Here is a 23889-nt window from a genome sequence, read left to right as displayed (position 1 = left end):
GGGAGGCCTTTCCTCTACCCAGTCAAAGATTTGATAACGACTTGGGTTCGCTCAGAGAAAGAGACAGAAGGGATGCCCGTCGGGGTCGAGCATCACGCGTACGTTCTCCTGCGGCTGGTACGCCGCCTCGACCGCCCCGCACGACACCGCCCACTCGACGGCGGCGGGCAGGTCGTCGACCTTGATGTCGAGGTGCTGGGAGGCGTTCTGGGCCCCGGGCTCGCTCGGCCACACCGGGCGGACGTACTCGCGCTCGTACTCGAAGCCGACGGACAGGCCGCTCTCGCCCGCCGGCGGCCGCAACAGCAGCCAGCCCGCCTGCTCGGGCTCGTCGGTCCCCGGGCCCTCCTCCACGGCCACCTGCCAGCCGAGGAGCCGGGCGTAGAAGCGGGCCAGTTCGCGCGGTTGTGACGTGCCGACGGTCACGGAGGTCAGCTGAAGGTGGGGCGGCATGTGGGGCATCCCTTGCGGTGGGCGTCATCAGCCGGATCGTCCTTCCCGCTCCCCCGGCATGCCACACCTGACCGTGCCGCCACGGCACTAGTCGGACTTGGGCCTGGACGAACCGAAGATGGTGCTCATCAGCAGAATCACGCCCCACGGGCCCATGACCCACAGCGGCCACGGATAGACCGGGTCGCCCGAGGTGATGCTCACGATCAGCCAGATGACCCAGTTGATGCCGCTGGCCATGGCCCAGGCTCCCCAGGCCGCCTGCAGGCCGGGATGCACGCGGCCCTTCTTCACGGGCTCCGGCTTCGTCCTGGCGGGGCGATGGCGCAGGTCGACGTCGGGCAGGTCGGAGGTCAGCTTGGCCAGCTCGCCGTACGTCTTGCAGGTGTAGAGGTTCTCGAGGCGCTCGTTGAACTCCTCCATCGTGATGCGGCCCTGGGCCGTGTGCTCACGAAGGATGGCGGCCACCCGGTCGCGGTCGGCGTCGGACGCTCGCATCTCGGGGCTGTTGGCCATCCCACCACTCCCGGTCAGAATCCCAGCTGGGTCAAGCGCTCTTTGCCCCCATCCAGGGCGGTCAGCACCCAAGGACCATTATGTGTCACGGCGACGCTGTGTTCGAAGTGTGCGGACTGCTTACCGTCGACGGTCACCACGGTCCAGTCGTCGGCCAGCACCCGGGTGCGGTCGGTGCCCAGGTTGACCATGGGCTCGATGGCCAGGCACATGCCCTCTTCGAGCGCCGGGCCCCTGCCGGGCTTGCCGTGGTTGGCGATCCACGGGTCCATGTGCATCTCGGTGCCGATGCCGTGGCCGCCGTACTCCTGCGGGACGCCGTAGCGGCCCTGCGACTTGACGTAGCGCTCGACCTCGTGGCCGATGTCCGACAGGTGGCGGCCGATGGTCAGCGCGCCTATGCCGCGCCACATCGCCTCCTCCGTGATGCGCATCAGCTCCGTCAGCTTGGGGTCGACCTCGCCGATCGGCACCGTCACGGCCGAGTCGCCGTGCCAGCCCTCGAGGATCGCGCCGCAGTCGATCGAGATGATGTCGCCCTCGCGCAGTTTGCGGGCGTTCGTCGGTATGCCGTGGACCACTTCATCGTTGACCGACGCGCAGATCGTGGCCGGGAAGCCCTGGTAGCCCTTGAACGACGGGATCGCGCCCTCGTCCCTGATCGCCTTCTCGGCGATCATGTCGAGGTCCAGCGGCGTCATGCCGGGCTCGACGGAGCGTCTGAGCAGGTCGAGCGTGCGCCCCACCACCAGGCCCGCCGCCCGCATCTTCTCGAGCTGCTCCGCCGTCTTGATCTGGATGCCGTGCCGGTTGCGTTTGAACATGTCCTGCCCCCCTGGGTCTCAACGGGCCACCTGGGAGCCCAATTCCCCCACAATAGCTGCGAGGTGGCACGGAATCCCGTGCCACCTCGCCCAAATCGGTGCGTACTGGACTCAGTCCATATATGGCCTGATAGCGTCCATGGCTCGCTGCGTGACCTCTTCGACCGGGCCCGTGGCGTCCACGCCGACCAGGATGTCCTCGTCCGCGTAGTAGGACACCAGAGGCGCGGTCTGCTCCTGATAGACCTCAAGACGGTGCCTGACGGTCTCCTCTTTGTCATCGTCACGCTGGAACAACGCGCCGCCGCACGCGTCGCACTTGTCGTCCTTCTTGTCATCGAACTCGACGTGCCAGATGCGGCCGCACTGGCTGCAGGTGCGCCGGCCGGCCAGCCGCCTGACCACCTCGTCGTCGTCGACGACGAGTTCGAGCACCACGTCGAGCGCCTGGCCCCAGTCTTTGAGCATGTCACGCAGGATCTCGGCCTGGGCGACGTTCCTCGGGAACCCGTCGAGCAGGAAGCCGTCCTGCGCGTCGTCCTCGGACAGGCGGTCACGCACCATGGCGATGGTGACCTCGTCAGGCACCAGGTCCCCGCGGTCCATGTACGTCTTGGCCAGCTTGCCAAGCTCCGTGCCCCCCGAGACGTTGGCACGGAAAATGTCACCTGTCGAGATCTTCGGGATGGACAGGTTGGATGCGATGTACTGGGCCTGTGTCCCCTTACCCGCTCCGGGGGGCCCGACCAGAACGAGACGCACTACCTCAGGAAACCTTCGTAGTTGCGCTGCTGCAGCTGGCTCTCGATCTGCTTCACCGTGTCAAGGCCGACACCTACCATGATCAGAATGCTCGTCCCTCCGAACGGGAAGTTCTGGCTCGCACCGGCCACCGCCAGCGCGACGATCGGGACCATGGAGATGAGACCCAGATAGAGCGCGCCAGGCGCGGTCAGACGGGTGAGCACGAAGTTCAGGTATTCAGCCGTCGGACGGCCGGGGCGGATGCCCGGAATGAAACCACCGTACTTCTTCATGTTGTCGGCGACTTCAGTGGGGTTGAACGTGATGGACACGTAGAAGTACGTGAAGAAGACGATCAAGACGAAGAACGTGCCCATGTAGATCGGCGTGTCGCCCGTCGCGAGGTTCTGCGAGATCCACTGGATCACCACGTTGTCGCTGGTCTGGAACAGCGACGTGATCAGCTGCGGCAGGTAGAGCAGCGAGGACGCGAAAATGACCGGGATGATGCCGGCCTGGTTGACCTTGAGCGGGATGTAGGTGGACGTGCCGCCGTACATCCTGCGCCCGACCATCCGCTTGGCGTACTGGACGGGAATGCGCCGCTGCCCCTGCTCAACGAAGACCACCGCGGCGATCATGAAGACGCCGACCACCATCACGATCGCGAAGGTGAACTTGTTGGCCTGGAAGATGTTGGCGAGCTCGGACGGGAAGACCGCGACGATCTGGGTGAAGATCAGGATGGACATGCCGTTGCCGACGCCGCGGTCGGTGATGAGCTCACCGAGCCACATGATCACCGAGGTGCCGGCCGTCATGATGACGACCATCGTGACGATGCCGAAGATGTTGTCGGGGTCGAGCAGGACGTCCTGCTGGCAGTTCGGGAACAGCTGGCCGGTGCGCGCCAGCGCGATGAAGGCGGTGGACTGGAGGACGGCGAGGCCGATGGTCAGATAACGCGTGTACTGCGTGATCTTGGTCTGGCCCGCCTGGCCTTCCTTCTTCAGCGCCTCGAGGCGGGGGATCACCACGACGAGCAACTGCAGAATGATGCTCGCGGTGATATAAGGCATGATGCCCAGCGCGAACACCGACAACTTCAGGAGCGCGCCGCCGCTGAACAGCTGCACCATCCCGTAGATGTTGCCGGTTTCTCCACTGCGCGCCTGGTCGAAACAGGCGGCGAGGTTCTCGACGTGGACTCCCGGAGTCGGAAGAACCGAGCCGAGACGGAACAGCGCGATGATGCCCAGGGTGAAGAGCAACTTCTTGCGCAGGTCCGGTGTCCGGAACGCCCGGGTAAACGCGGTCAGCACGGTCCCTCCTGCGCGCCTTTACGGCGGTGTGAGTATGCGATGGTGCGGGGATCTGCCATCTGAAAGTCTCAGGTCAAAACGAGCCGGACAGAATCCTGCCGTCTGGCGAACTCTAACGCACTACGGGCGTGGGGGCCCATTGTCAAAGCCCCCACGCCACGTAATAGCTCTTACAGCTCGGTAACGGAACCACCGGCTGCGGCGATCTTCTCCTTCGCGGACGACGAGAAGGCGTGGGCCTGCACGTTGACCGCGACCGAGATCTCACCGGTGCCGAGCACCTTCACGAGCTGGTTCTTACGAACGGCGCCCTTGGCGACCAGCGCCTCGACGGTGACCTCGCCACCCTCGGGGAACAGCTCACCGATCCTGTCCAGGTTGACGACCTGGTAGGTCGTCTTGAACAGGGCGTTGGAGAAGCCCTTGAGCTTCGGCAGACGCCTCTGCAGCGGCACCTGGCCACCCTCGAAGCCGAGGGGGACCGTCGTGCGGGCGTGGCTGCCCTTGGTGCCGCGACCGGCCGTCTTGCCCTTGGACGCCTCACCGCGACCCTTGCGGGTCTTGGCCTTGTTGGCACCAGGGGCAGGACGCAGGTCGTGAATCTTGAGCGGAGCCTTGTCAGTCATGACTAGTCGACCTCTTCCACCTCGACGAGGTGCGTCACCACGGAGACCATCCCGCGAATCTCGGGGCGGTCCTCCTTGACGACGACGTCGCCGATTCGCTTCAGGCCAAGCGAACGCAGCGAGTCACGCTGGTTCTGCTTGCCACCGATCTTCGAGCGAACCTGAGTGATCTTCAGGCGTGCCACGACTAGCTCACCGCCTTGGCGGCCGCGGCCTCGGCAAGACCCTCACGCTGCGCCTTGAGCATGCGGGCCGGGGCCACGTCCTCGATCGGCAGGCCACGGCGGGCGGCGATCTCCTCGGGGCGCGAGAGGCCCTTCAGAGCCGCCACGGTGGCGTGCACGATGTTGATCGGGTTGTCCGAGCCGAGCGACTTGGACAGCACGTCGTGGATGCCGGCGCACTCCAGGACCGCGCGCACCGGGCCGCCGGCGATGACGCCGGTACCGGCCGAGGCCGGACGGAGGAAGACGACGCCCGCCGCCTCCTCGCCCTGCACGGTGTGCGGGATGGTGCCCTGGATCCGAGGCACCTTGAAGAAGTGCTTCTTGGCCTCTTCGACACCCTTGGCGATGGCCGCGGGCACTTCCTTGGCCTTGCCGTAGCCGACGCCGACCATGCCGTTGCCGTCACCGACGACGACGAGGGCGGTGAAGCTGAAGCGACGACCACCCTTCACGACCTTGGCCACTCGGTTGATCTTCACTACGCGCTCGATGTACGAGACGCCCTTGTCGGCGGCGCCACCGCGGCGATCGTCACGACGGTCCCGCCGCTCGCCACCCGTGCCGCCACCGCGACGCGGAGCTGCAGCCATCAGTGGTTCCTCATCTCAGTTGCCATTAGTTGCGTTCCCCGGGCCCTCATCAGAACTCGAGCCCGCTCTCGCGCGCGCTGTCGGCCAGCGCCGCGATCCGACCCGCATACCGGTTGCCACCGCGGTCGAAGACGACCTTGGTGATCCCGGCGTCCTTGGCCCGCTGAGCGAGGAGCTCGCCGACCTTCTTGGCCTTCTCGGTCTTGTCCGCCTCCAGCGAGCGCAGCGAGGCGTCCATGGTGGACGCGCTCACCAGCGTGTGGCCGACGGTGTCGTCCACGATCTGGACGAACATGTGACGGGTCGAGCGGTTGACGACCAGGCGGGGACGCTCGGTCGTGCCGACGACGTACTTGCGGACGCGGCGGTGACGGCGGGCCCGCGAGACCGTGCGGGCAGCCGTGTGCTTGCTGAACGCAGTCTTCGGAGCCATGCCTACTTACCAGCCTTTCCGACCTTGCGGCGGATCTGTTCGCCCTGGTAACGCACGCCCTTGCCCTTGTACGGGTCGGGCTTGCGCAGCTTGCGGATGTTGGCCGCGACCTCGCCCACCCTCTGCTTGTCGATGCCGTCCACGTGGAACAGGGTCGGCTTCTCGACGCGGAAGGTGACGCCCTCGGGGGCGTCCACGATGACCGGGTGGCTGAAGCCCAGCGAGAACTCCAGCTGCGTCGGGCCCTTGGCCTGGACGCGGTAACCGACACCTACGATCTCAAGGCTCTTGGAGTAGCCCTGCGTGACGCCCTGCACCATGTTGGCGATCAGCGTCCTCGACAGGCCGTGCAGCGCACGGACCTTGTTCTCGTCACTGGGCCGGGTGACGGCGATGCTGCCGTCATCGTCACGAGCGACCGAGATGGGCTCGGCCACCGTGTGAGAGAGCGTGCCCTTCGGGCCCTTGACCTGGACATCCCGGCCGTTGATCGTGATGTCTACGCCACTCGGCACAGGGATGGGCAGCCGTCCGATTCGCGACATGCTGTGTTCCTCCCCTCTACCAGACGTAGGCGAGGACTTCCCCGCCCACACCACGCTTGCCGGCCTGCTTGTCGGTCATGAGGCCGGCGGACGTCGAGATGATCGCGACGCCCAGCCCGCCCAGGACCCGAGGCAGGTTGTCCTTCTTCGCATAAACCCGCAGACCGGGCTTGGAAACCCGGCGCAGGCCCGAGAGCGACCGCTCACGGGTAGGCCCGAACTTGAGCTCCACCACGAGGTTCTTGCCAACCTTGGCGTCCTCGACGGCCCAAGCCTGGATGTAACCCTCCTGCTGGAGGATCTCCGCGATGTGCGCCTTGATCTTCGAGTACGGCATCGCCACACTCTCGTGGTAGGCCGAGTTCGCGTTGCGCAGACGTGTCAGCATGTCTGCGATCGGGTCGGTCATCGTCATGGCCAGTGGCCTTCCTCGCCGCGGTTTCCAGTCGGCCAAGCAGCACCCGTGACCGGGGCTCTCTGCCGGTGGACCTTCGGCGCGGTCATGGACGCCCCCGCGAGGGGACATCCTGGTCTTCTTCGGAAATATGAACAGCGGGTGGTCACCCGCGGGCGGCACGAAGGCCGCCCACAGGTTATCCGACGAGAGAACCTCTCGCCGGGACTACCAGCTCGACTTGGTGATGCCGGGCAGCTCGCCCCGGTGCGCCATCTCGCGGAAGCACACGCGGCACAGCCCGAACTTGCGGTAGACGGCGCGCGGCCGGCCACAGCGCGAGCAACGAGTGTACGCCCGGACCTGGAACTTCGGCTTGCGCCCTGCCTTGGCGATCAGCGACTTCTTCGCCATGATCAGGCCTCCTTGAAGGGGAACCCGAGGAGCTTCAGCAGCGCCCGGCCCTGGTCGTCGTTCTTCGCGGTGGTCACGATCGTGATGTCCATGCCCCGCGGCCGGTCGACCTTGTCCTGGTCGACCTCGTGGAACATGACCTGCTCGGTCAGACCGAAGGTGTAGTTGCCGTTGCCGTCGAACTGCTTCGGCGACAGGCCGCGGAAGTCCCTGATGCGCGGGAGCGCCAGGGACAGCAGCCGGTCGAGGAACTCCCACATGCGGTCGCCGCGCAGCGTGACGTGCGCGCCGATCGGCATGCCCTCACGCAGCTTGAACTGCGCGATCGACCTGCGGGCCCGTACGACGGCCGGCTTCTGGCCGGTGATCACGGTGAGGTCGCGCACGGCGCCCTCGATGAGCTTGGAGTCGCGAGCCGCCTCGCCGACACCCATGTTGACCTTGATCTTGGTCAGGCCCGGGATCTGCATGACGTTCTCGATGCCGAACTGCTCGCGAAGCTGGGCCGCGATCTCCTCGCGGTACTTCGTCTTGAGCCGCGGCGTCGGGCGCTCTGTCTCGGTGGTCGTGGCGGTCATCAGCTGTCCTCACCCGTCTCGTCGGCCTTGGCCTCGGACTTCTCCTCAGCGGGCTTCTTGTCGGCGGGCTTGTCGTCCTTGAGCTTCTTCACGTTGCTCACGTGGATGGGAGCCTCCATGGTCTGCACACCGCCGGTCTTGGCGCCGCGCGGGCCCTGGTGGGTCTCCTTGGCGTGCTTCTTGATCATGTTGACGCCCTCGACCACCACGCGGTCCTCCCGCGGGTAGGTGGCGATGACATGACCCTTGGCGCCCTTGTCCTTACCGGCGATGACCTTGACCAGGTCACCCTTCTTCACATGCAGCTTCGGCATTACAACACCTCCGGGGCGAGCGAGATGATGCGCATGAACTTCTTGTCGCGCAGCTCCCGGCCGACCGGGCCGAAGATACGGGTGCCACGAGGGTCGCCGCTGTCCCTGATGATGACGGCGGCGTTCTCGTCGAACCGGATGTAGGAGCCGTCGGGCCGGCGACGCTCCTTGGCCGTGCGGACGATGACGGCCCTGACCACGTCGCCCTTCTTGACGCCCGTGCTGCCGGGCAACGCGTCCTTGACAGTGGCGACGATGATGTCGCCGATACCGGCGTAGCGTCGGCCTGAGCCACCGAGAACGCGGATGCAGAGGATCTCCTTGGCACCCGTGTTGTCGGCGACCTTGAGCCGCGACTCCTGCTGGATCACTTTCACTCCTGTTAGTCGCGCCGGTTCTCACACGGGCGCTGCGCCGAAACGCGCTTCCGCGTGAGCCTGGCGGAACCTGCTGTTGTCTTGTTCCCCCGGCCACAGCCCTCCGTGGAGGGCCGCACCGCAGGCGACGCGAGGCCTTGGCGGCCCCGCGTCCTTGGACGCCGCATGGGGGCTCTGAGAGCCCCCACGAGGCGCGGTATATCCGAGAAGGAGTGTTACTTGGCCTTCTCGAGGATCTCCACGACCCTCCACCGCTTGGTGGCGGAGAGGGGGCGGGTCTCCATGAGCAGCACGCGGTCGCCGACGCCACAGGCGTTGGCCTCGTCGTGTGCCTTGTACTTCGTCGTACGGCGGATGACCTTGCCGTACAGGCGGTGCTTGACGCGGTCCTCGACGGCGACGACGACGGTCTTGTCCATCTTGTCGCTGACGACGAGGCCCTCACGGACCTTGCGGAAGTTCCGCGCGTCCGTCGCCTCGGTCGCCGTCTCGGTGGTCTCAGTGGTCTCGGTCTCAGCCATCGCTCGTCTCCTTCTCGACCGTGACGATGCCGAGCTCACGCTCACGCATCACGGTGTAGATACGGGCGATCTCGCGGCGGACGGCCCGCAGCCGCCCGTGGCTCTCCAACTGACCGGTAGCCGACTGGAACCGAAGGTTGAACAGCTCTTCCTTCGCCTCCTTCAACTTCTGGACAAGGGTCTCCTCGTCCTCGAGCCGCAGCTCCCCGGCGGTCAGGCCCTTAGCCATCACGCCTCACCCACTTCACGCTTAACGATCTTGCATGTTGAGTAAGCGCGGCATCGGCAGCTTGTGGTTCGCGAAGCGAACATCAGGCCTCACCCACTTCACGCTTAACGATCTTGCACTTCATCGGCAGCTTGTGGATCGCACGCTGAAGCGCCTCGCGAGCGACCGACTCCGCCACGCCCGACAGCTCGAACATCACGCGTCCGGGCTTGACGTTGGCCACCCACCACTCCGGCGAACCCTTACCGGAACCCATGCGGGTCTCGGCCGGCTTCTTCGTGAGCGGACGGTCGGGGTAGATGTTGATCCACACCTTGCCGCCACGGCGGATGTGACGGGTCATGGCGATACGGGCGGACTCGATCTGACGGTTGGTCACGTAGGAGTGCTCAACCGCCTGGATGCCGAACTCGCCGAACACGACCCTGGTGCCGCCCTTGGCGGCTCCGCTACGGTCGGGCCGGTGCTGCTTGCGGTGCTTGACCCTGCGCGGGATCAGCATGGTCAGCTCCCTTCAGCACCCGGCTGCGCAGCCGGGCCGGTCTCGGGAGTCCCCTGGGCGGGTGCCGCCTGGGACTCGGTGCGGGGGGCGCGGTCACGGTCGCCGCGACCACCGCCACGACGCGGACGGTCACCGCCGCCACGACGCGGACGGTCACCGCCACCACGGCGGTCGTCACGGTCACGACGCTGGCCGGCACGAGCGCCGGCGGCGGCCGCCTCGCGCTCGGCGCGGCTCGTCGGAGCCTCGCCCTTGTAGATCCAGACCTTCACGCCGATGCGGCCGAAGGTCGTACGGGCCTCGTAGAAGCCGTAGTCGATGTCGGCGCGCAGCGTGTGCAGCGGCACCCGGCCCTCGCGGTAGAACTCCGACCGCGACATCTCGGCGCCGCCCAGACGACCGGAGCACTGGACACGGATGCCCTTGGCGCCGGACTTCATGGCCGACTGCATCGCCTTGCGCATGGCACGGCGGAACGAGACGCGGCTCGACAGCTGCTCGGCCACGCCCTGCGCGACGAGCTGGGCGTCGATCTCGGGGTTCTTCACCTCGAGGATGTTGAGCTGGACCTGCTTCTTGGTCAGCTTCTCCAGGTCGCCGCGGATGCGGTCGGCCTCGGCTCCGCGCCGGCCGATCACGATCCCGGGCCGCGCGGTGTGGATGTCCACCTGCACGCGGTCGGTGGTGCGCTCGATCTCCACCTTGGAGATGCCGGCCCGCTCCATGCCCTTCTGCAGCATGCGGCGGATCGCGACGTCCTCGGCGACGTACGACTTGTACAGCTTGTCGGCGTACCACCGGCTCTTGAAGTCGGTCGTGATGCCGAGGCGGAACCCGTGCGGGTTAACCTTCTGGCCCACTATCGGGTCCTTCCCTTCGGCTCGCGGGACTCCACGATCACGGTGATGTGGCTCGTCCGCTTGTTGATCCGATAGGCACGACCCTGGGCACGCGGACGGAACCGCTTCAGCGTCGGGCCCTCGTCGACCCACGCGCGGCTCACGACGAGCGTGCTGGGGTCGAGATCGAAGTTGTGCTCAGCGTTGGCCATGGCGCTGCTGAGCACCTTGTAGATCGGCTCGCTCGCCGACTGGGGAGCGAACTGCAGCACGGCCTGCGCCTCCGAAGCGGGCAGCCCGCGAATAAGGTCCACCACGCGGCGGGCCTTGAGGGGCGTGACACGGACGAACCGCGCCTGAGCCCTGGCTTCCATCGCTTTCTCCTACTTCCGGGACGCTTACCGCCGGCTGCGGCGGTCTTCCTTGACGTGGCTGCGGAACGTACGCGTGGGGGCGAACTCTCCGAGCTTGTGGCCGATCATCGACTCGGTGATGAACACCGGGACGTGCTTGCGGCCGTCATGCACGGCGATCGTGTGCCCGAGCATGTCAGGAACGATCATGGAGCGCCGCGACCACGTCTTGATGACGTTCTTGCTGCCCTTCTCGTTCTGGGCGTCCACCTTCTTCTGAAGGTGGTCGTCCACGAAGGGACCCTTCTTAAGGCTACGTGGCATTTCGGCTGCTCCTACCGCTTCTTCCTCTTGCTCCGACGCCGGATGATCAGCCGGTCGCTGGACTTGTTGGCCTGGCGGGTGCGGCCTTCGGGCTTGCCCTTCGGGTTCACCGGGTGGCGACCACCGGAGGTCTTGCCCTCACCACCACCGTGCGGGTGGTCGACCGGGTTCATGGCGACACCGCGGACGGTCGGGCGCTTGCCCTTCCACCTCATGCGGCCGGCCTTGCCCCAGTTGATGTTGGCCTGCTCAGCGTTGCCCACCTGGCCCACCGAGGCCCGGCAGCGCACGTCGACCATGCGCATCTCACCGGACGGCATACGCAGCGTGGCGTACTGGCCCTCCTTGGCGAGCAGCTGGATCTGCGCACCCGCGGAACGGCCCAGCTTGGCGCCACCGCCCGGACGGAGCTCCACCGCGTGGATGAAGGTACCGGTCGGGATGTTGCGCAGCGGCAGGCAGTTGCCCGGCTTGATGTCGGCAGAGGGGCCGTTCTCGATACGGTCACCCTGCTTGAGGCCGGTCGGCGCGATGATGTAGCGCTTCTCGCCGTCGGCGTAGTGGAGCAGAGCGATATTGGCGGTGCGGTTGGGGTCGTACTCGATGTGAGCGACCTTGGCCGGGATGCCGTCCTTGTCATGCCTACGGAAGTCGATGATCCGGTAGGCGCGCTTGTGACCGCCGCCCTGGTGGCGAGCGGTGACTCGGCCGTGTACGTTCCGGCCGCCCTTGTTGTGAAGGGGTGCAAGCAACGACTTCTCGGGCGTGCTGCGGGTGATCTCGGAGAAGTCCGAGACACTCGATCCGCGGCGACCCGGAGTCGTCGGCTTGTACTTACGGATGCCCATCTTTTTCGTTCATCCTTCGTCGGTTACATGGGTGAGCCCGCCGCACCGAGGTGCGGCGGTCTCAGCCCCGCGCATGGCACTGCGGCCCGCGCTCATTTCTATGGCTGCTAGCCGATCTGACCGAAGATGTCGATCCGATCGCCTTCGACCAGGCTCACGATCGCGCGCTTGGTGTCCGGACGCTTGCCGTAACCGGTGCGGGTGCGCTTGCGCTTGCCCTGCCGGTTGATGGTGTTCACGCTGGTGACCTTGACCCCGAAGATCTGCTCGACAGCGATCTTGACCTGGGTCTTGTTCGCGGTCTTCTTCACCAGGAACGTGTACTTGTTGTTCTCGTCGATCAGGCCGTAGCTCTTCTCAGAGACCACTGGCTTGATGATGATGTCGCGCGGGTCGGCGATCTTCTCCATCAGGCGTCTTCCTTCCCGCCACTCAGCCGCGCCACGACCTGGTCGTACGCCTCCTGGGTGAAGACCACGTCGTCGTGCACGAGCACGTCGTAGGTGTTGAGCTGCCCGGCGTCCAGCAGGTGGACCTCGGGAGCGTTGCGCAGGCTCAGCCAGGTCAGCTCGTCGGCCTCGTCGACCACGACGAGGATGCGAGGCGACTGGGTGATCTTGCGCAGTGCCTCCAGGGCGGCCTTGGTCTTGGGCGTCTCACCCGAGACCAGCGAGCTGACCACGTGCACGCGGCCGCCGCCGGCCCTGTCGGACAGGGCGCCACGCAGCGCGGCGGCCTTCATCTTCTTGGGCGTGCGCTGCGAGTAGTCGCGCGGCACCGGCCCGTGGACGATGCCGCCGCCGGTGAACTGCGGTGCGCGGGTCGAACCCTGACGGGCCCGGCCGGTGCCCTTCTGACGGTAGGGCTTCTTGCCGCCGCCGGAGACCTCACCACGGGTCTTGACCTTGTGGGTGCCCTGCCGGCGAGCGGCGAGCTGGGCCACGACCACCTGGTGGATCAGCGGAACGTTGACCTTGGCGCCGAAGATGTCTTCGGGCAGGTCGACCGTGCCGGTCTTGGCACCGCTGGCGTCGAGGACGTCAATGCTTGTCACTTCGCAGCCCCCTTCTTGGCAGCGGTGCGGACGAGGACGAGGCTTCCGTTGGCGCCGGGGATCGCACCCTTGATCAGGATGAGGCCCTTCTCGGCGTCCACGGAGTGAACCTTCAGGCTCTGCACAGTGGTGCGGACGTTACCCATCCGGCCAGCCATGCGCAGGCCCTTGAAAACGCGGCCCGGGGTGGCGCAGCCACCGATGGAACCCGGCGACCGGTGCTTGCGCTGCGTACCGTGCGACGCGCCCAGACCACCGAAGCCGTGCCGCTTCATGACACCGGCGAAGCCCTTGCCCTTGCTCTTGCCCGTCACGTCGACGAACTGGCCGGCCTCGAAGGTGTCGGCCAGCAGCTCCTGGCCCAGGGTGTAGTCGTTCGCGTCGTCGGTGCGGATCTCCGCGAAGTAACGGCGCGGGGTGATGTCGTGCTTACGCAGGTAGTCGCCGAGCGGCTTGTTGACCTTCCGTGGGTCGACCTGCCCGAAACCGAGCTGGATGGCGGAGTAGCCGTCCTTGTCGGGAGTACGGACGCGGGTCACCACGCACGGACCGGCCTCGACCACGGTCACCGGTACCATCCGGTTGTCCGCGTCGAAGACCTGGGTCATGCCGAGCTTCTTGCCCAGGACGCCCTTGATCGTCTTAGCCATGTCAGTGCGTTCCCTCAGAGCTTGATCGAAATGTCGACACCCGCGGGGAGGTCGAGTCGCATGAGCGAGTCGACCGTCTTGGGGGTCGGGTCGATGATGTCAATCAGCCGCTTGTGCGTGCGCATCTCGAAGTGCTCGCGGCTGTCCTTGTACTTGTGCGGCGAGCGGATGACGCAGTACACGTTCTTCTCGGTCGGCAGCGGCACCGGGCCCGCGACCTTCGCGCCAGTCCGCGTCACCGTCTCGACGATCTTCTTGGCCGAGCTGTCGATGACCTCGTGGTCATAGGCCTTAAGCCGGATGCGGATCTTCTGTCCCGCCATAATGGCCTCGGTGTCCTTCGCTGTCGTCTGGAAAAGTATCGTGCGGCCTTGTGCCGCTTCCTTCACTGCAGGTCAGGACCTGCGTGACCCCACGAGGCAGACGAGTCGGCCTGCCTTTTTCTTCCGTGATCCGGCAGTGACTTCGGTCATTGGGCCGAAGCTACTGCTGGATCACGGCGCTTTTACGCGGAGTCTGCGACGTGGCGCGGCGGTCGGTCCCGGGTCCGGGGCCGACCGCCGCCCCAGCGGTCAAGCTACTTGATGACCTTGATGACCCGACCGGCGCCGACGGTGCGGCCACCCTCACGGATCGCGAACTTGAGGCCTTCCTCCATGGCGATGGGCTGGATCAGCTCAACGCGCATCTCGGTGTTGTCGCCCGGCATGACCATCTCGGTGCCCTCGGGGAGGTGCACGACGCCGGTCACGTCAGTCGTACGGAAGTAGAACTGCGGGCGGTAGTTGTTGAAGAACGGCGTGTGGCGGCCGCCCTCGTCCTTGGACAGGATGTAGACCTGGCCGGTGAACTCGGTGTGCGGGGTGGTCGTGCCCGGCTTGATGATGCACTGGCCGCGCTCGACCTCGTCGCGCTTGATGCCGCGGAGCAGCAGCGCGGCGTTGTCGCCTGCGTGACCCTCGTCGAGCATCTTGTTGAACATCTCGATGCTGGTGACGGTGGTCGTGGTCTTCTCCTGCTTGATGCCGACGATGTCGACCTGCTCGTTGACCTTGACGACACCGCGCTCGATACGGCCGGTGACGACCGTGCCGCGACCGGTGATCGAGAAGACGTCCTCGACCGGCATGAGGAACGGCTTGTCCGTCTCACGCGGCGGCTCGGGGACGTTGTCGTCGACGGCGGTCATCAGCTCGACGATGCTGTCGGCCCACTTCTCGTCGCCCTCGAGAGCCTTGAGCGCGGAGACGCGGACCACGGGCAGGTCGTCGCCAGGGAACTCCTGAGCGGAGAGAAGCTCACGGACCTCGAGCTCGACGAGCTCAAGGATCTCCTCGTCGTCGACCATGTCGGACTTGTTGAGCGCCACGACGATGTAGGGGACGCCGACCTGGCGGGCCAGGAGGACGTGCTCCTTCGTCTGCGGCATCGGGCCGTCGGTGGCGGCGACCACGAGGATGGCGCCGTCCATCTGGGCGGCACCGGTGATCATGTTCTTGACGTAGTCGGCGTGACCCGGGCAGTCGACGTGCGCGTAGTGACGCTTCTCCGTCTGGTACTCGACGTGCGCGATCGAGATCGTGATGCCGCGAGCCTTCTCCTCCGGCGCCTTGTCGATCTTGTCGAACGGCGTCGCGGCGTTCAGCTCGGGGAAACGGTCGTGGAGCACCTTGGTGATCGCCGCGGTCAGTGTGGTCTTACCGTGGTCGATATGCCCAATGGTGCCGATGTTCATGTGCGGCTTGTTCCGCTCGAACTTGGCCTTGCCCACTGGTTCTCTCCTTGAGAATCTGACTGACTTTCGTCTGCACACTTGGGCCCGGGATCTCCCGAACCCCTTGGCGGCGGGGTGGCTCTCACCACCCTGCCAGGGACCTGGACGCAGGTCCTGGATCAGCCCCCGGAGGGACCGGCCCAGGATCTGTTCGCCCCGGGCCCCTCGGCGGCGGGGCGACGATCTCCGCCGCCTCGGCCACCTCGGGACCTGGGGTTATTCGCCCCGGGCCTTCGCGACGATCTCCTTGGCGATGCCCGGGGGCACCTCCGCGTAGGAGTCGAACTGCATGCTGTAGCTCGCGCGCCCCTGCGTCTTGCTACGCAGGTCACCCACGTAGCCGAACATCTCAGACAGCGGCACGAGCGCCTCGACGACTCGGGCACCGGCCCGCTCGTCCATCGCCTGGATCTGCCCGCGGCGACCGTTGAGGTCTCCGATGACATCACCCATGTACTCCTCGGGCGTGGTGACCTCGACGGCCATCATCGGCTCGAGAAGCACGGCGTCCGCCTTGCGCGCGGCCTCCTTGAAGGCCATCGAGCCGGCGATCTTGAAGGCCATTTCCGAGGAGTCGACGTCGTGGGCGGCGCCGTCGGTCAGCGTAACCTTCACGCCGACCATCGGGTAACCGGCCAGCACGCCGAACTCGGCGGCCTCCTGGGCGCCGGCGTCGACCGACGGGATGTATTCCCTCGGGACGCGGCCACCGGTGACCTTGTTCTCGAACTCGTAGCCGTCGTTGCCTTCGCCCAGCGGCTCGACGTTGATGATCACCCGCGCGAACTGACCGGAACCACCGGTCTGCTTCTTGTGGGTGTAGTCGACCTTCTCGATCTTGCGGCGGATGGTCTCGCGGTAGGCCACCTGCGGGCGGCCCACGTTGGCCTCGACCTTGAACTCGCGCCGCATGCGGTCGACGAAGACCTCCAGGTGCAGCTCGCCCATGCCCCAGATGACCGTCTGACCGGTCTCCTCGTCACGGCGGACCTGGAAGGACGGGTCCTCCTCGGCCAGCCGCTGGATGGCGGTGGACAGCTTCTCCTGGTCGCCCTTGGTCTTGGGCTCGATGGCGACGTTGATGACCGGAGCCGGGAACGTCATCGACTCGAGCACGACCTGGTTCGCCGGGTCGGACAGGGTGTCGCCGGTCGTGGTGTCCTTCAGACCCATGACCGCGACGATCTGGCCGGCGATCGCCGACGGGCGCTCCTCGCGCTTGTTGGCGTGCATCTGGTAGATCTTGCCGATCCGCTCCTTCTTGCCCTTCACAGAGTTGACGACCTGTGAACCGGCCTCGAGCGTGCCCGAGTAGATGCGGAGGTAGGTGATCTTGCCCAGGTGCGGGTCGCTGGCGATCTTGAAGGCCAGCGCCGAGAAGGGCTCGGACGGGTCGGCGTGACGCTCGACGACCTTGTCCTCGTTGCCGACCGCGTGGCCTTTGAAGGCCGGGATGTCGGTCGGCGCCGGCAGGTAGGACACGATCGCGTCGAGCAAGGGCTGCACGCCCTTGTTCTTGAACGCGGTGCCACACAGGACCGGGTTGATGGCGCTCGACAGCGTCGCGCGGCGCAGGGCCGCGACCAGCTGCTCCTCGGTGGGCTCGGTGCCCTCGAGGAAGAGCTCCATCAGCTCGTCGTCGTTCTCGGCGACGGTCTCGATGAGCTTGTCACGCCACTCGCGAGCGGCCTCGGCGTGGTCGGCCGGGATGTCGACGGTTTCGTACATCTCGCCCTTGGCGGCCTCGGCGCTCCAGACCAGCCCCTTCATCATGACGAGGTCGATGACACCCCTGAAGTCGGCCTCGACGCCCCAGGGGAGCTGAACGACGGCCGGGGTGGCGCCCAGACGGCTGACCATCATCTCGACGCAGCGGTGGAACTCCGCGCCGACACGGTCCATCTTGTTCACGAAACAGATGCGCGGGACGTTGTAGCGGTCCGCCTGTCGCCACACCGTCTCCGACTGCGGCTCGACACCGGCGACACCGTCGAACACGGCGACGGCGCCGTCGAGGACACGCAGCGAACGCTCCACCTCGATGGTGAAGTCGACGTGCCCAGGGGTGTCAATGATGTTGATGGTGTGACTGAGCCACTCACAGGTCGTCGCGGCGGACGTGATCGTGATGCCGCGCTCCTGCTCCTGCTCCATCCAGTCCATCGTGGCTGCGCCCTCGTGGACTTCACCGAGCTTGTAGTTGATGCCGGTGTAGAACAGGATGCGCTCAGTCGTGGTGGTCTTGCCCGCGTCGATATGGGCCATGATCCCGATGTTTCGGACCTTGGCCAGGTCAAGAGCGGTCGTGGTGGCCACTTCTCTCGCGTCCTCTCCTGCGGGGGGACGGGCCCCCCGCACGCCCCCTACAACTGCAAGGGCCTACGGTCGTTTTCCCGCGGGGAAGAGAGCTTCCCCGCCCCTCAGTTGCAAGGGCCTACGGTTGTCCTTCGGCGAGTCGCCACCGTGGTGACGGCTCCAGGCCGGCAACCAGCGCGCCGCGCTGTCTACCAGCGGTAGTGAGCGAAGGCCTTGTTGGACTCGGCCATCTTGTGCGTGTCCTCGCGCTTCTTGACGCTCGCCCCGAGGCCGTTGCTGGCGTCGAGGAGCTCGTTCATGAGGCGCTCGGTCATGGTCTTCTCGCGGCGGGCGCGTGAGTACTGCACCAGCCAGCGCAGGGCCAGGGTGGTGCTGCGCGCCGCGCGCACCTCGACCGGCACCTGGTAGGTCGCGCCACCGACGCGACGGCTGCGAACCTCGAGGGTGGGCTTGACGTTGTCGAGCGCGCGCTTCAGGGTGACGACCGGGTCGTTGCCCGTCTTCTCCCTGCAGCCCTCGAGGGCGCCGTAGACGATGGACTGCGCGATGGAGCGCTTGCCGTCGAGGAGCACCTTGTTGATCAGGGCGGTCACCAGCGGCGAGCTGTAAACCGGGTCAGCCATGAGCTGACGACGGCCAGGAGAACCCTTACGAGGCATTAGCTCTTCTCCTTCTTCGCGCCGTAGCGGCTACGGGCCTGCTTGCGGTTGCGGACACCCTGGGTGTCCAGCGAACCGCGGATGATCTTGTAGCGAACACCAGGCAGGTCCTTCACACGACCGCCACGCACGAGCACGATGGAGTGCTCCTGCAGGTTGTGACCCACACCGGGGATGTAGGCCGTGACCTCGATGCCGTTCGTGAGCCGAACGCGGGCCACCTTGCGCAGTGCCGAGTTGGGCTTCTTCGGGGTCGTGGTGTAGACGCGCTGGCACACGCCGCGCCGCTGAGGGCTCCCCTTGAGGGCAGGAGTCTTGGTCTTGGAGACCTTGTCCTGCCGGCCCTTGCGGACCAACTGCTGAATAGTGGGCACTGCCACTCCGTTTCGTGCCTTGGCCGGTGTTACGTCAGTTGTGGTGCATGTGCAGGTACTGCCGGTGTCATGACCTGCTGTCTTACGCTGTCCCGGTGCCCCCGCGCTCGGGCGTGTCGCGCTATTCGCACAGACACGTCCGCGGGGATTGCGAGCCAGGAAGCCGTCCCGCGCCCGCAATTGAGCGCACGGTCGAGAGCCCGCATAGAGACGGGCACGATGTTCAAGACTACCCAGACCCACGCGACACGTCAAAACGGCGCGACAAGACGCACAGGCCTTGCCACTCCGGATCGCCGGGGCCTATTTCATCCAGCCCATCTACAGCTCCTGCACCATGATATAGGCCCTCAGACCCTCTCGTCCCCCGGACGGCCGTGTTCCTTCCGTCAGTGCGGGCTCTCTCACAGGTCAGAACCTCCATCTTGTACGGCTCCGCCCACGTCACCCCAACCGCCGTACAGCGCTGAGGACCTCCAGGGAGACGCCTCTGACCCCGCACATGCTCTCTCGCAGGTCACAACCTCCATCTTGTACGGCTCCGCCCACGTCACCCCAACCGCCGTACAGCGCTGAGGACCTCCAGGGAAACGCCTCTGACCCCGCACATGCTCTCTCACAGGTCACAACCTCCATCTTGTACGGCTCCGCCCACGTCACCCCAACCGCCGTACAGCGCTGAGGACCTCCAGGGAGACGCCTCTGACCCCGCACATGGCACAGCACCGCAACGGCGCCCTGTGCACCCTCTCCGTGGCCGGACGGGCACCGTCATCCCGCACGCGTTCCCCCACCCATCACCGCGCCCCGACGGCCAACCACACACCCAAGCCGCGCCCGGTCCTGGAGACCGAGACCCCAAGGTCGCCGAGCGCCGGTGAACGCGCCGGAACGCCCGGCGCGCACGCGAACGAGGCGGACACCCCGCACCGCCGCCGCAAGTCGACCGGGGGACGGGGTGGTGTTCGGGGTGGGAATGCGAAGCGCCCGGGTCTCCTCAACGGGAGACCCGGGCGCGTTCACGTGCCGATGGTCAGGAGATCACCGGTTGTACTGGCCGAAGTCGTACTCCTCCAGCGGGACGGCCTCGCCGCTGCCGGTGCCGAACGTGTAGTCGGCCGCCGAACCGTCGTAGCCGCCGACGGTGTACATGGCCGCCTTGGCCTCTTCGGTCGGCTCGACCCGGATGTTGCGGTATTGCGGCATGCCCGTTCCGGCCGGGATGAGCTTACCGATGATGACGTTCTCCTTCAGGCCCAGGAGCGAGTCGGACTTGGCGTGGATCGCCGCGTCCGTCAGGACCCTGGTGGTCTCCTGGAAGGAGGCCGCCGACAGCCACGACTCGGTGGCGAGCGACGCCTTCGTGATGCCCATGAGCACCGGACGGCCGGCGGCCGGGGAGCCGCTCTCCGCCACCGTCTCGCGGTTCATCTGCTCGAAGCGCGGACGCTCGACAAGCTCGCCGGGCAGCAGGTCGGTGTCGCCGGACTCCAGCACGTTCACGCGCTTGAGCATCTGCCGCACGATGATCTCGATGTGCTTGTCGTGGATGGACACACCCTGCGAGCGGTAGACCTGCTGGACCTCCGCCACCAGGTGCAGCTGCACGGCCCGCGGGCCGAGGATGCGCAGCACCTCGTTGGGGTTGACCGCACCGGCGACCAACTGCTGGCCGACCGTGATGCGCTGGCCGTCCTGCACGAGCAGGCGCGACCGCATCGACACCGGGTAGGCGATCTCCTCCGAGCCGTCGTCGGGGGTGATCACGACCTTCCTGGTCTTGTCGGTCTCGTCGATGCGAGCCCGGCCCTCGGCCTCGGAGATCGGGGCGACACCCTTGGGGATGCGCGCCTCGAACAGCTCCGTGACACGGGGCAGACCGTGGGTGATGTCGGCGCCGGCCACACCACCGGTGTGGAACGTCCGCATCGTCAGCTGCGTGCCGGGCTCACCGATCGACTGGGCGGCGATGATGCCGACCGCCTCGCCGACGTCCACGAGCTTGCCGGTGGCCAGCGAACGGCCGTAGCACGTCGCGCAGACACCGATCTTGGCCTCGCAGACGAGTGCGCTGCGGGTGCGGACCGTCTCGACGCCCGCCTCGACCAGGGCCGTGACGTGGTTGTCGTTGATGTCGACACCCGCGGGCACGATGACCTTGCCGTCGACCTCGACGTCCTCGGCCAGGATGCGGCCGTGCACGTTGGACTCGGCGTTCTCGGCCTTGACGAGGTTGCCGGCCGCGTCGCGCTCGCCGACGTGCAGCGGGACGGCGCGGTCGGTGCCGCAGTCGATCTCGCGCACGATGACGTCCTGCGCGACGTCCACCAGACGACGGGTCAGGTAGCCCGAGTCGGCGGTACGCAGGGCGGTGTCGGCGAGACCCTTCCGCTGGCCGTGGGTGGAGATGAAGTATTCCAGCACCGACAGGCCCTCGCGGAACGAGGCCTTGATCGGCCGCGGGATCGTCTCACCCTTGGTGTTGGACACCAGGCCGCGGATGCCGGCGATCTGCCGGACCTGCATCTTGTTACCGCGGGCGCCGGAGTTGACCATCATCCAGACCGGGTTGGTCGCCGGGAAGGCGCTGACCATGTCGGTCTCGACGTCGGCCGTCGCGTGCGTCCAGATCTCGATGAGCTCCTGACGGCGCTCCTCGTCGGTGATCAGACCGCGTTCGTACTCGCGCTGAACCTTGTCGGCCCGGCGCTCGTAGCTCTCCATGATGTCGGTCTTGTTGGGCGGTGCGACGACGTCCTCGATCGAGATCGTGACGCCGGAGCGGGTCGCCCAGCGGAAGCCGGCGTCCTTGAGCGCGTCGAGCGCGTTGGCCACCTCGATCTTGGGGTAGGTCTCCGCCAGCTCGTTCACGATCGTGGACAGCTGCTTCTTGCCGACCTGGAAGTCGACGAACGGGTAGCTGTCGGGCAGCGTCTGGTTGAACAGGCACCGCCCGAACGTCGTCTCCAGCCGGATCGGGTCGCCCTGCTCCCAGCCCTCCGGCGCGACCCAGTCACGCGGCGGCAGGAAGTCCTTCAGCCGGATCTGGATCTTCGCCTGGATCTCCAGCTCGCGGCGGTCGAAGGCCATCTGCGCCTCGGCGATCGAGCCGAACACGCGGCCCTCGCCCAGCGCGCCGTCCTTCTGAGTGGTCAGCCAGTAGAGGCCGATGACCATGTCCTGGGTGGGCATCGTCACGGGCTTGCCGTCGGCCGGCTTGAGGATGTTGTTGGTCGAGAGCATCAGGATGCGTGCCTCGGCCTGGGCCTCAGCCGACAGCGGCAGGTGCACGGCCATCTGGTCGCCGTCGAAGTCCGCGTTGAACGCGGTGCAGACGAGCGGGTGGATCTGGATGGCCTTGCCCTCGACCAGCTGCGGCTCGAACGCCTGGATGCCCAGGCGGTGGAGCGTCGGAGCACGGTTGAGCAGCACCGGGTGCTCCGTGATGACCTCTTCGAGGACGTCCCACACCACGGGGCGTGCGCGCTCGACCATCCGCTTGGCCGACTTGATGTTCTGGGCGTGGTTGAGGTCGACCAGCCGCTTCATCACGAACGGCTTGAACAGCTCCAGCGCCATCTGCTTGGGCAGGCCGCACTGGTGCAGCTTGAGCTGCGGGCCGACGACGATGACCGAACGGCCGGAGTAGTCGACACGCTTGCCCAGCAGGTTCTGGCGGAACCGGCCCTGCTTACCCTTGAGCATGTCGCTCAGGGACTTCAGCGGACGGTTGCCGGGCCCGGTGACCGGGCGACCGCGACGGCCGTTGTCGAACAGCGCGTCGACGGCCTCCTGCAGCATCCGCTTCTCGTTGTTCACGATGATCTCGGGCGCGCCGAGGTCGAGCAGACGCTTGAGCCGGTTGTTGCGGTTGATGACCCGGCGGTAGAGGTCGTTGAGGTCGGAGGTCGCGAACCGGCCACCGTCGAGCTGCACCATCGGGCGCAGGTCCGGCGGGATGACCGGGATGCAGTCGAGCACCATGCCGCGCGGCGAGTTGGTCGTGTTGAGGAACGCCGACACGACCTTGAGCCGCTTGAGCGCGCGGGCCTTCTTCTGGCCCTTGCCGCTGCGGATGGTCTCGCGCAGGTTCTCGGCCTCGGCGTCGAGGTCGAAGCTGACCAGGCGCTCCTGGATCGCCTGCGCGCCCATGCCGCCCTTGAAGTAGCGGCCGAAACGGTCGCGCATCTCGCGGTAGAGCAGCTCGTCGCCCTCGAGGTCCTGGACCTTGAGGTTCTTGAAGCGGCTCCAGACCTCGTCGAGCCGGTCGATCTCGCGCTGGGCGCGGTCACGCAGCTGACGCATCTCGCGCTCGGCGCCCTCACGGACCTTGCGGCGCTGGTCGCCCTTGGCGCCGGCGGCCTCAAGCTCGGCCAGGTCGCTCTCGAGCTTCTTCTGCCTGGTCTCGACGTCGGCGTCACGGCGCTGCTCGATGTGCTGCCGCTCGACGGAGATCTTCGCCTCCAGCGAGGGCAGGTCACGCTCACGCATCTCGGTGTCGACATGCGTGATCATGTAGGCCGCGAAGTAGATGACCTTCTCCAGGTCCTTCGGGGCCAGGTCGAGCAGGTAGCCGAGGCGCGAGGGAACACCCTTGAAGTACCAGATGTGCGTGACGGGCGCGGCCAGCTCGATGTGGCCCATCCGCTCACGACGCACCTTGGCGCGCGTCACCTCGACGCCGCAGCGCTCACAGATGATGCCCTTGAACCGGACGCGCTTGTACTTGCCGCAGTAGCACTCCCAGTCGCGGGTCGGACCGAAGATCTTCTCGCAGAAGAGCCCGTCCTTTTCCGGCTTGAGGGTGCGGTAGTTGATGGTCTCCGGCTTCTTGACCTCGCCGTGCGACCACTGACGAATGTCGTCGGCCGTCGCCAGCCCGATCCGGAGCTCGTCGAAGAAGTTGACGTCCAGCATTTTGTGCGATCTCCCCCTCAGACTTCTTCCACGCTGCTCGGCTCACGCCGGGACAGGTCGATACCGAGCTCCTCCGCGGCGCGGAAGACGTCCTCGTCGGTGTCACGCATCTCGATGGACATGCCGTCGCTGGAAAGCACCTCGACGTTGAGGCACAACGACTGCATCTCCT

General features: G+C 66.4%; 31 protein-coding genes. All 31 read right to left on the bottom strand.

Annotated features, from left to right (window positions below; all coding sequences use genetic code 11):
- Positions 1-51 precede the first annotated feature (51 nt).
- The 31 genes from E1295_RS21730 to E1295_RS21580 all read right to left on the bottom strand — a co-directional run bounded on the left by E1295_RS21730 (position 52) and on the right by E1295_RS21580 (position 23717).
- The gene (locus tag E1295_RS21730; protein WP_132632161.1) at positions 52-453 is read right to left on the bottom strand and encodes a VOC family protein; all 402 of its coding nucleotides are present in this window, start codon (positions 451-453) and stop codon (positions 52-54) included.
- A gap of 87 nt (positions 454-540) precedes the next feature.
- Positions 541-969 carry a DUF1707 SHOCT-like domain-containing protein gene (locus E1295_RS21725; protein WP_132632160.1) on the bottom strand — a complete coding sequence of 143 codons (429 nt, stop codon included), beginning with the start codon at positions 967-969 and terminating at the stop codon, positions 541-543.
- A gap of 14 nt (positions 970-983) precedes the next feature.
- Positions 984-1793 (bottom strand): type I methionyl aminopeptidase, encoded by an 810-nt coding sequence (gene map / locus E1295_RS21720; RefSeq protein ID WP_132632159.1) that lies wholly within the window; start codon positions 1791-1793, stop codon positions 984-986.
- Positions 1794-1904: 111 nt separating this feature from the next.
- On the bottom strand, positions 1905-2555 hold the full coding sequence (locus tag E1295_RS21715) for an adenylate kinase (protein WP_132632158.1): 651 nt from the start codon (positions 2553-2555) through the stop codon (positions 1905-1907).
- Positions 2555-3859 carry a preprotein translocase subunit SecY gene (gene secY / locus E1295_RS21710; protein ID WP_132632157.1) on the bottom strand — a complete coding sequence of 435 codons (1305 nt, stop codon included), beginning with the start codon at positions 3857-3859 and terminating at the stop codon, positions 2555-2557. Before secY ends, E1295_RS21715 begins: the two co-directional genes overlap by 1 nt.
- 170 nt (positions 3860-4029) lie before the next feature.
- Positions 4030-4485: a 50S ribosomal protein L15 gene (gene rplO / locus E1295_RS21705; RefSeq protein ID WP_132632156.1), complete on the bottom strand. Its 456-nt coding sequence runs from the start codon at positions 4483-4485 to the stop codon at positions 4030-4032.
- A 2-nt stretch (positions 4486-4487) separates the two neighbouring features.
- The gene (rpmD, locus tag E1295_RS21700; protein WP_080043226.1) at positions 4488-4670 is read right to left on the bottom strand and encodes a 50S ribosomal protein L30; all 183 of its coding nucleotides are present in this window, start codon (positions 4668-4670) and stop codon (positions 4488-4490) included.
- Between the two features lie 2 nt (positions 4671-4672).
- The gene (gene rpsE, locus E1295_RS21695; RefSeq protein WP_132632155.1) at positions 4673-5302 is read right to left on the bottom strand and encodes a 30S ribosomal protein S5; all 630 of its coding nucleotides are present in this window, start codon (positions 5300-5302) and stop codon (positions 4673-4675) included.
- A gap of 49 nt (positions 5303-5351) precedes the next feature.
- Positions 5352-5735 carry a 50S ribosomal protein L18 gene (rplR, locus tag E1295_RS21690; protein ID WP_132632154.1) on the bottom strand — a complete coding sequence of 128 codons (384 nt, stop codon included), beginning with the start codon at positions 5733-5735 and terminating at the stop codon, positions 5352-5354.
- A 2-nt stretch (positions 5736-5737) separates the two neighbouring features.
- Positions 5738-6280 carry a 50S ribosomal protein L6 gene (gene rplF, locus E1295_RS21685; RefSeq protein WP_132632153.1) on the bottom strand — a complete coding sequence of 181 codons (543 nt, stop codon included), beginning with the start codon at positions 6278-6280 and terminating at the stop codon, positions 5738-5740.
- A 16-nt stretch (positions 6281-6296) separates the two neighbouring features.
- Complete coding sequence (gene rpsH / locus E1295_RS21680) at positions 6297-6695, bottom strand: 30S ribosomal protein S8 (RefSeq protein ID WP_132632152.1); 399 nt, start codon at positions 6693-6695, stop codon at positions 6297-6299.
- 207 nt (positions 6696-6902) lie between these two features.
- Positions 6903-7088 carry a type Z 30S ribosomal protein S14 gene (locus E1295_RS21675; RefSeq protein ID WP_132337023.1) on the bottom strand — a complete coding sequence of 62 codons (186 nt, stop codon included), beginning with the start codon at positions 7086-7088 and terminating at the stop codon, positions 6903-6905.
- 2 nt (positions 7089-7090) lie between these two features.
- A complete protein-coding gene (rplE, locus tag E1295_RS21670; RefSeq protein WP_132632151.1) occupies positions 7091-7666 on the bottom strand; it encodes a 50S ribosomal protein L5 in 576 nt (191 codons plus the stop codon).
- Complete coding sequence (rplX, locus tag E1295_RS21665) at positions 7666-7971, bottom strand: 50S ribosomal protein L24 (RefSeq protein ID WP_220448835.1); 306 nt, start codon at positions 7969-7971, stop codon at positions 7666-7668. The genes rplE and rplX overlap by 1 nt, the downstream gene beginning before the upstream one ends.
- A gap of 8 nt (positions 7972-7979) precedes the next feature.
- Complete coding sequence (gene rplN / locus E1295_RS21660) at positions 7980-8351, bottom strand: 50S ribosomal protein L14 (RefSeq protein ID WP_132337017.1); 372 nt, start codon at positions 8349-8351, stop codon at positions 7980-7982.
- 221 nt (positions 8352-8572) lie between these two features.
- The gene (rpsQ, locus tag E1295_RS21655) at positions 8573-8878 is read right to left on the bottom strand and encodes a 30S ribosomal protein S17 (RefSeq protein WP_132632149.1); all 306 of its coding nucleotides are present in this window, start codon (positions 8876-8878) and stop codon (positions 8573-8575) included.
- Entirely contained in the window at positions 8871-9107 is a 237-nt protein-coding gene (gene rpmC, locus E1295_RS21650; protein WP_132337013.1) for a 50S ribosomal protein L29, read from the bottom strand. The genes rpsQ and rpmC overlap by 8 nt, the downstream gene beginning before the upstream one ends.
- An 82-nt stretch (positions 9108-9189) precedes the next feature.
- Positions 9190-9609, bottom strand: coding sequence for a 50S ribosomal protein L16 (gene rplP / locus E1295_RS21645; RefSeq protein ID WP_132632148.1), 420 nt, complete (start codon positions 9607-9609; stop codon positions 9190-9192).
- A 2-nt stretch (positions 9610-9611) separates the two neighbouring features.
- Positions 9612-10469 (bottom strand): 30S ribosomal protein S3, encoded by an 858-nt coding sequence (gene rpsC, locus E1295_RS21640; RefSeq protein WP_132337009.1) that lies wholly within the window; start codon positions 10467-10469, stop codon positions 9612-9614.
- Entirely contained in the window at positions 10469-10822 is a 354-nt protein-coding gene (gene rplV, locus E1295_RS21635) for a 50S ribosomal protein L22 (RefSeq protein ID WP_103960883.1), read from the bottom strand. The genes rpsC and rplV overlap by 1 nt, the downstream gene beginning before the upstream one ends.
- A gap of 24 nt (positions 10823-10846) precedes the next feature.
- Positions 10847-11125, bottom strand: coding sequence for a 30S ribosomal protein S19 (gene rpsS, locus E1295_RS21630; protein ID WP_090930455.1), 279 nt, complete (start codon positions 11123-11125; stop codon positions 10847-10849).
- Positions 11126-11136: 11 nt separating this feature from the next.
- Positions 11137-11973, bottom strand: a complete 837-nt coding sequence (gene rplB / locus E1295_RS21625) for a 50S ribosomal protein L2 (protein ID WP_132632147.1) — start codon at positions 11971-11973, stop codon at positions 11137-11139.
- 107 nt (positions 11974-12080) lie between these two features.
- Positions 12081-12383, bottom strand: a complete 303-nt coding sequence (gene rplW / locus E1295_RS21620) for a 50S ribosomal protein L23 (protein WP_080043238.1) — start codon at positions 12381-12383, stop codon at positions 12081-12083.
- Positions 12383-13027 carry a 50S ribosomal protein L4 gene (gene rplD, locus E1295_RS21615; protein ID WP_132632146.1) on the bottom strand — a complete coding sequence of 215 codons (645 nt, stop codon included), beginning with the start codon at positions 13025-13027 and terminating at the stop codon, positions 12383-12385. Before rplD ends, rplW begins: the two co-directional genes overlap by 1 nt.
- Positions 13024-13677, bottom strand: coding sequence for a 50S ribosomal protein L3 (gene rplC / locus E1295_RS21610; RefSeq protein WP_132632145.1), 654 nt, complete (start codon positions 13675-13677; stop codon positions 13024-13026). Before rplC ends, rplD begins: the two co-directional genes overlap by 4 nt.
- Positions 13678-13691: 14 nt before the next feature.
- Positions 13692-14000, bottom strand: coding sequence for a 30S ribosomal protein S10 (rpsJ, locus tag E1295_RS21605; RefSeq protein WP_012887830.1), 309 nt, complete (start codon positions 13998-14000; stop codon positions 13692-13694).
- A gap of 254 nt (positions 14001-14254) precedes the next feature.
- Positions 14255-15448, bottom strand: coding sequence for an elongation factor Tu (gene tuf, locus E1295_RS21600; protein WP_132632144.1), 1194 nt, complete (start codon positions 15446-15448; stop codon positions 14255-14257).
- Between the two features lie 219 nt (positions 15449-15667).
- Positions 15668-17716, bottom strand: coding sequence for an elongation factor G (gene fusA / locus E1295_RS21595; RefSeq protein ID WP_246080190.1), 2049 nt, complete (start codon positions 17714-17716; stop codon positions 15668-15670).
- A 239-nt stretch (positions 17717-17955) separates the two neighbouring features.
- The gene (rpsG, locus tag E1295_RS21590) at positions 17956-18426 is read right to left on the bottom strand and encodes a 30S ribosomal protein S7 (RefSeq protein ID WP_020542314.1); all 471 of its coding nucleotides are present in this window, start codon (positions 18424-18426) and stop codon (positions 17956-17958) included.
- Positions 18426-18800 (bottom strand): 30S ribosomal protein S12, encoded by a 375-nt coding sequence (gene rpsL, locus E1295_RS21585; protein ID WP_020542315.1) that lies wholly within the window; start codon positions 18798-18800, stop codon positions 18426-18428. The genes rpsG and rpsL overlap by 1 nt, the downstream gene beginning before the upstream one ends.
- Before the next feature lie 1041 nt (positions 18801-19841).
- Entirely contained in the window at positions 19842-23717 is a 3876-nt protein-coding gene (locus tag E1295_RS21580; protein ID WP_132632142.1) for a DNA-directed RNA polymerase subunit beta', read from the bottom strand.
- Positions 23718-23889 lie beyond the last annotated feature (172 nt).

The sequence above is a fragment of the Nonomuraea mesophila genome, from assembly GCF_004352805.1.
Classification (GTDB): Bacteria; Actinomycetota; Actinomycetes; order Streptosporangiales; family Streptosporangiaceae; genus Nonomuraea; species Nonomuraea longispora.
The sequence above is the reverse complement of the archived record's forward strand: the minus strand, read 5'-3'. Positions and strand labels throughout refer to the sequence as shown.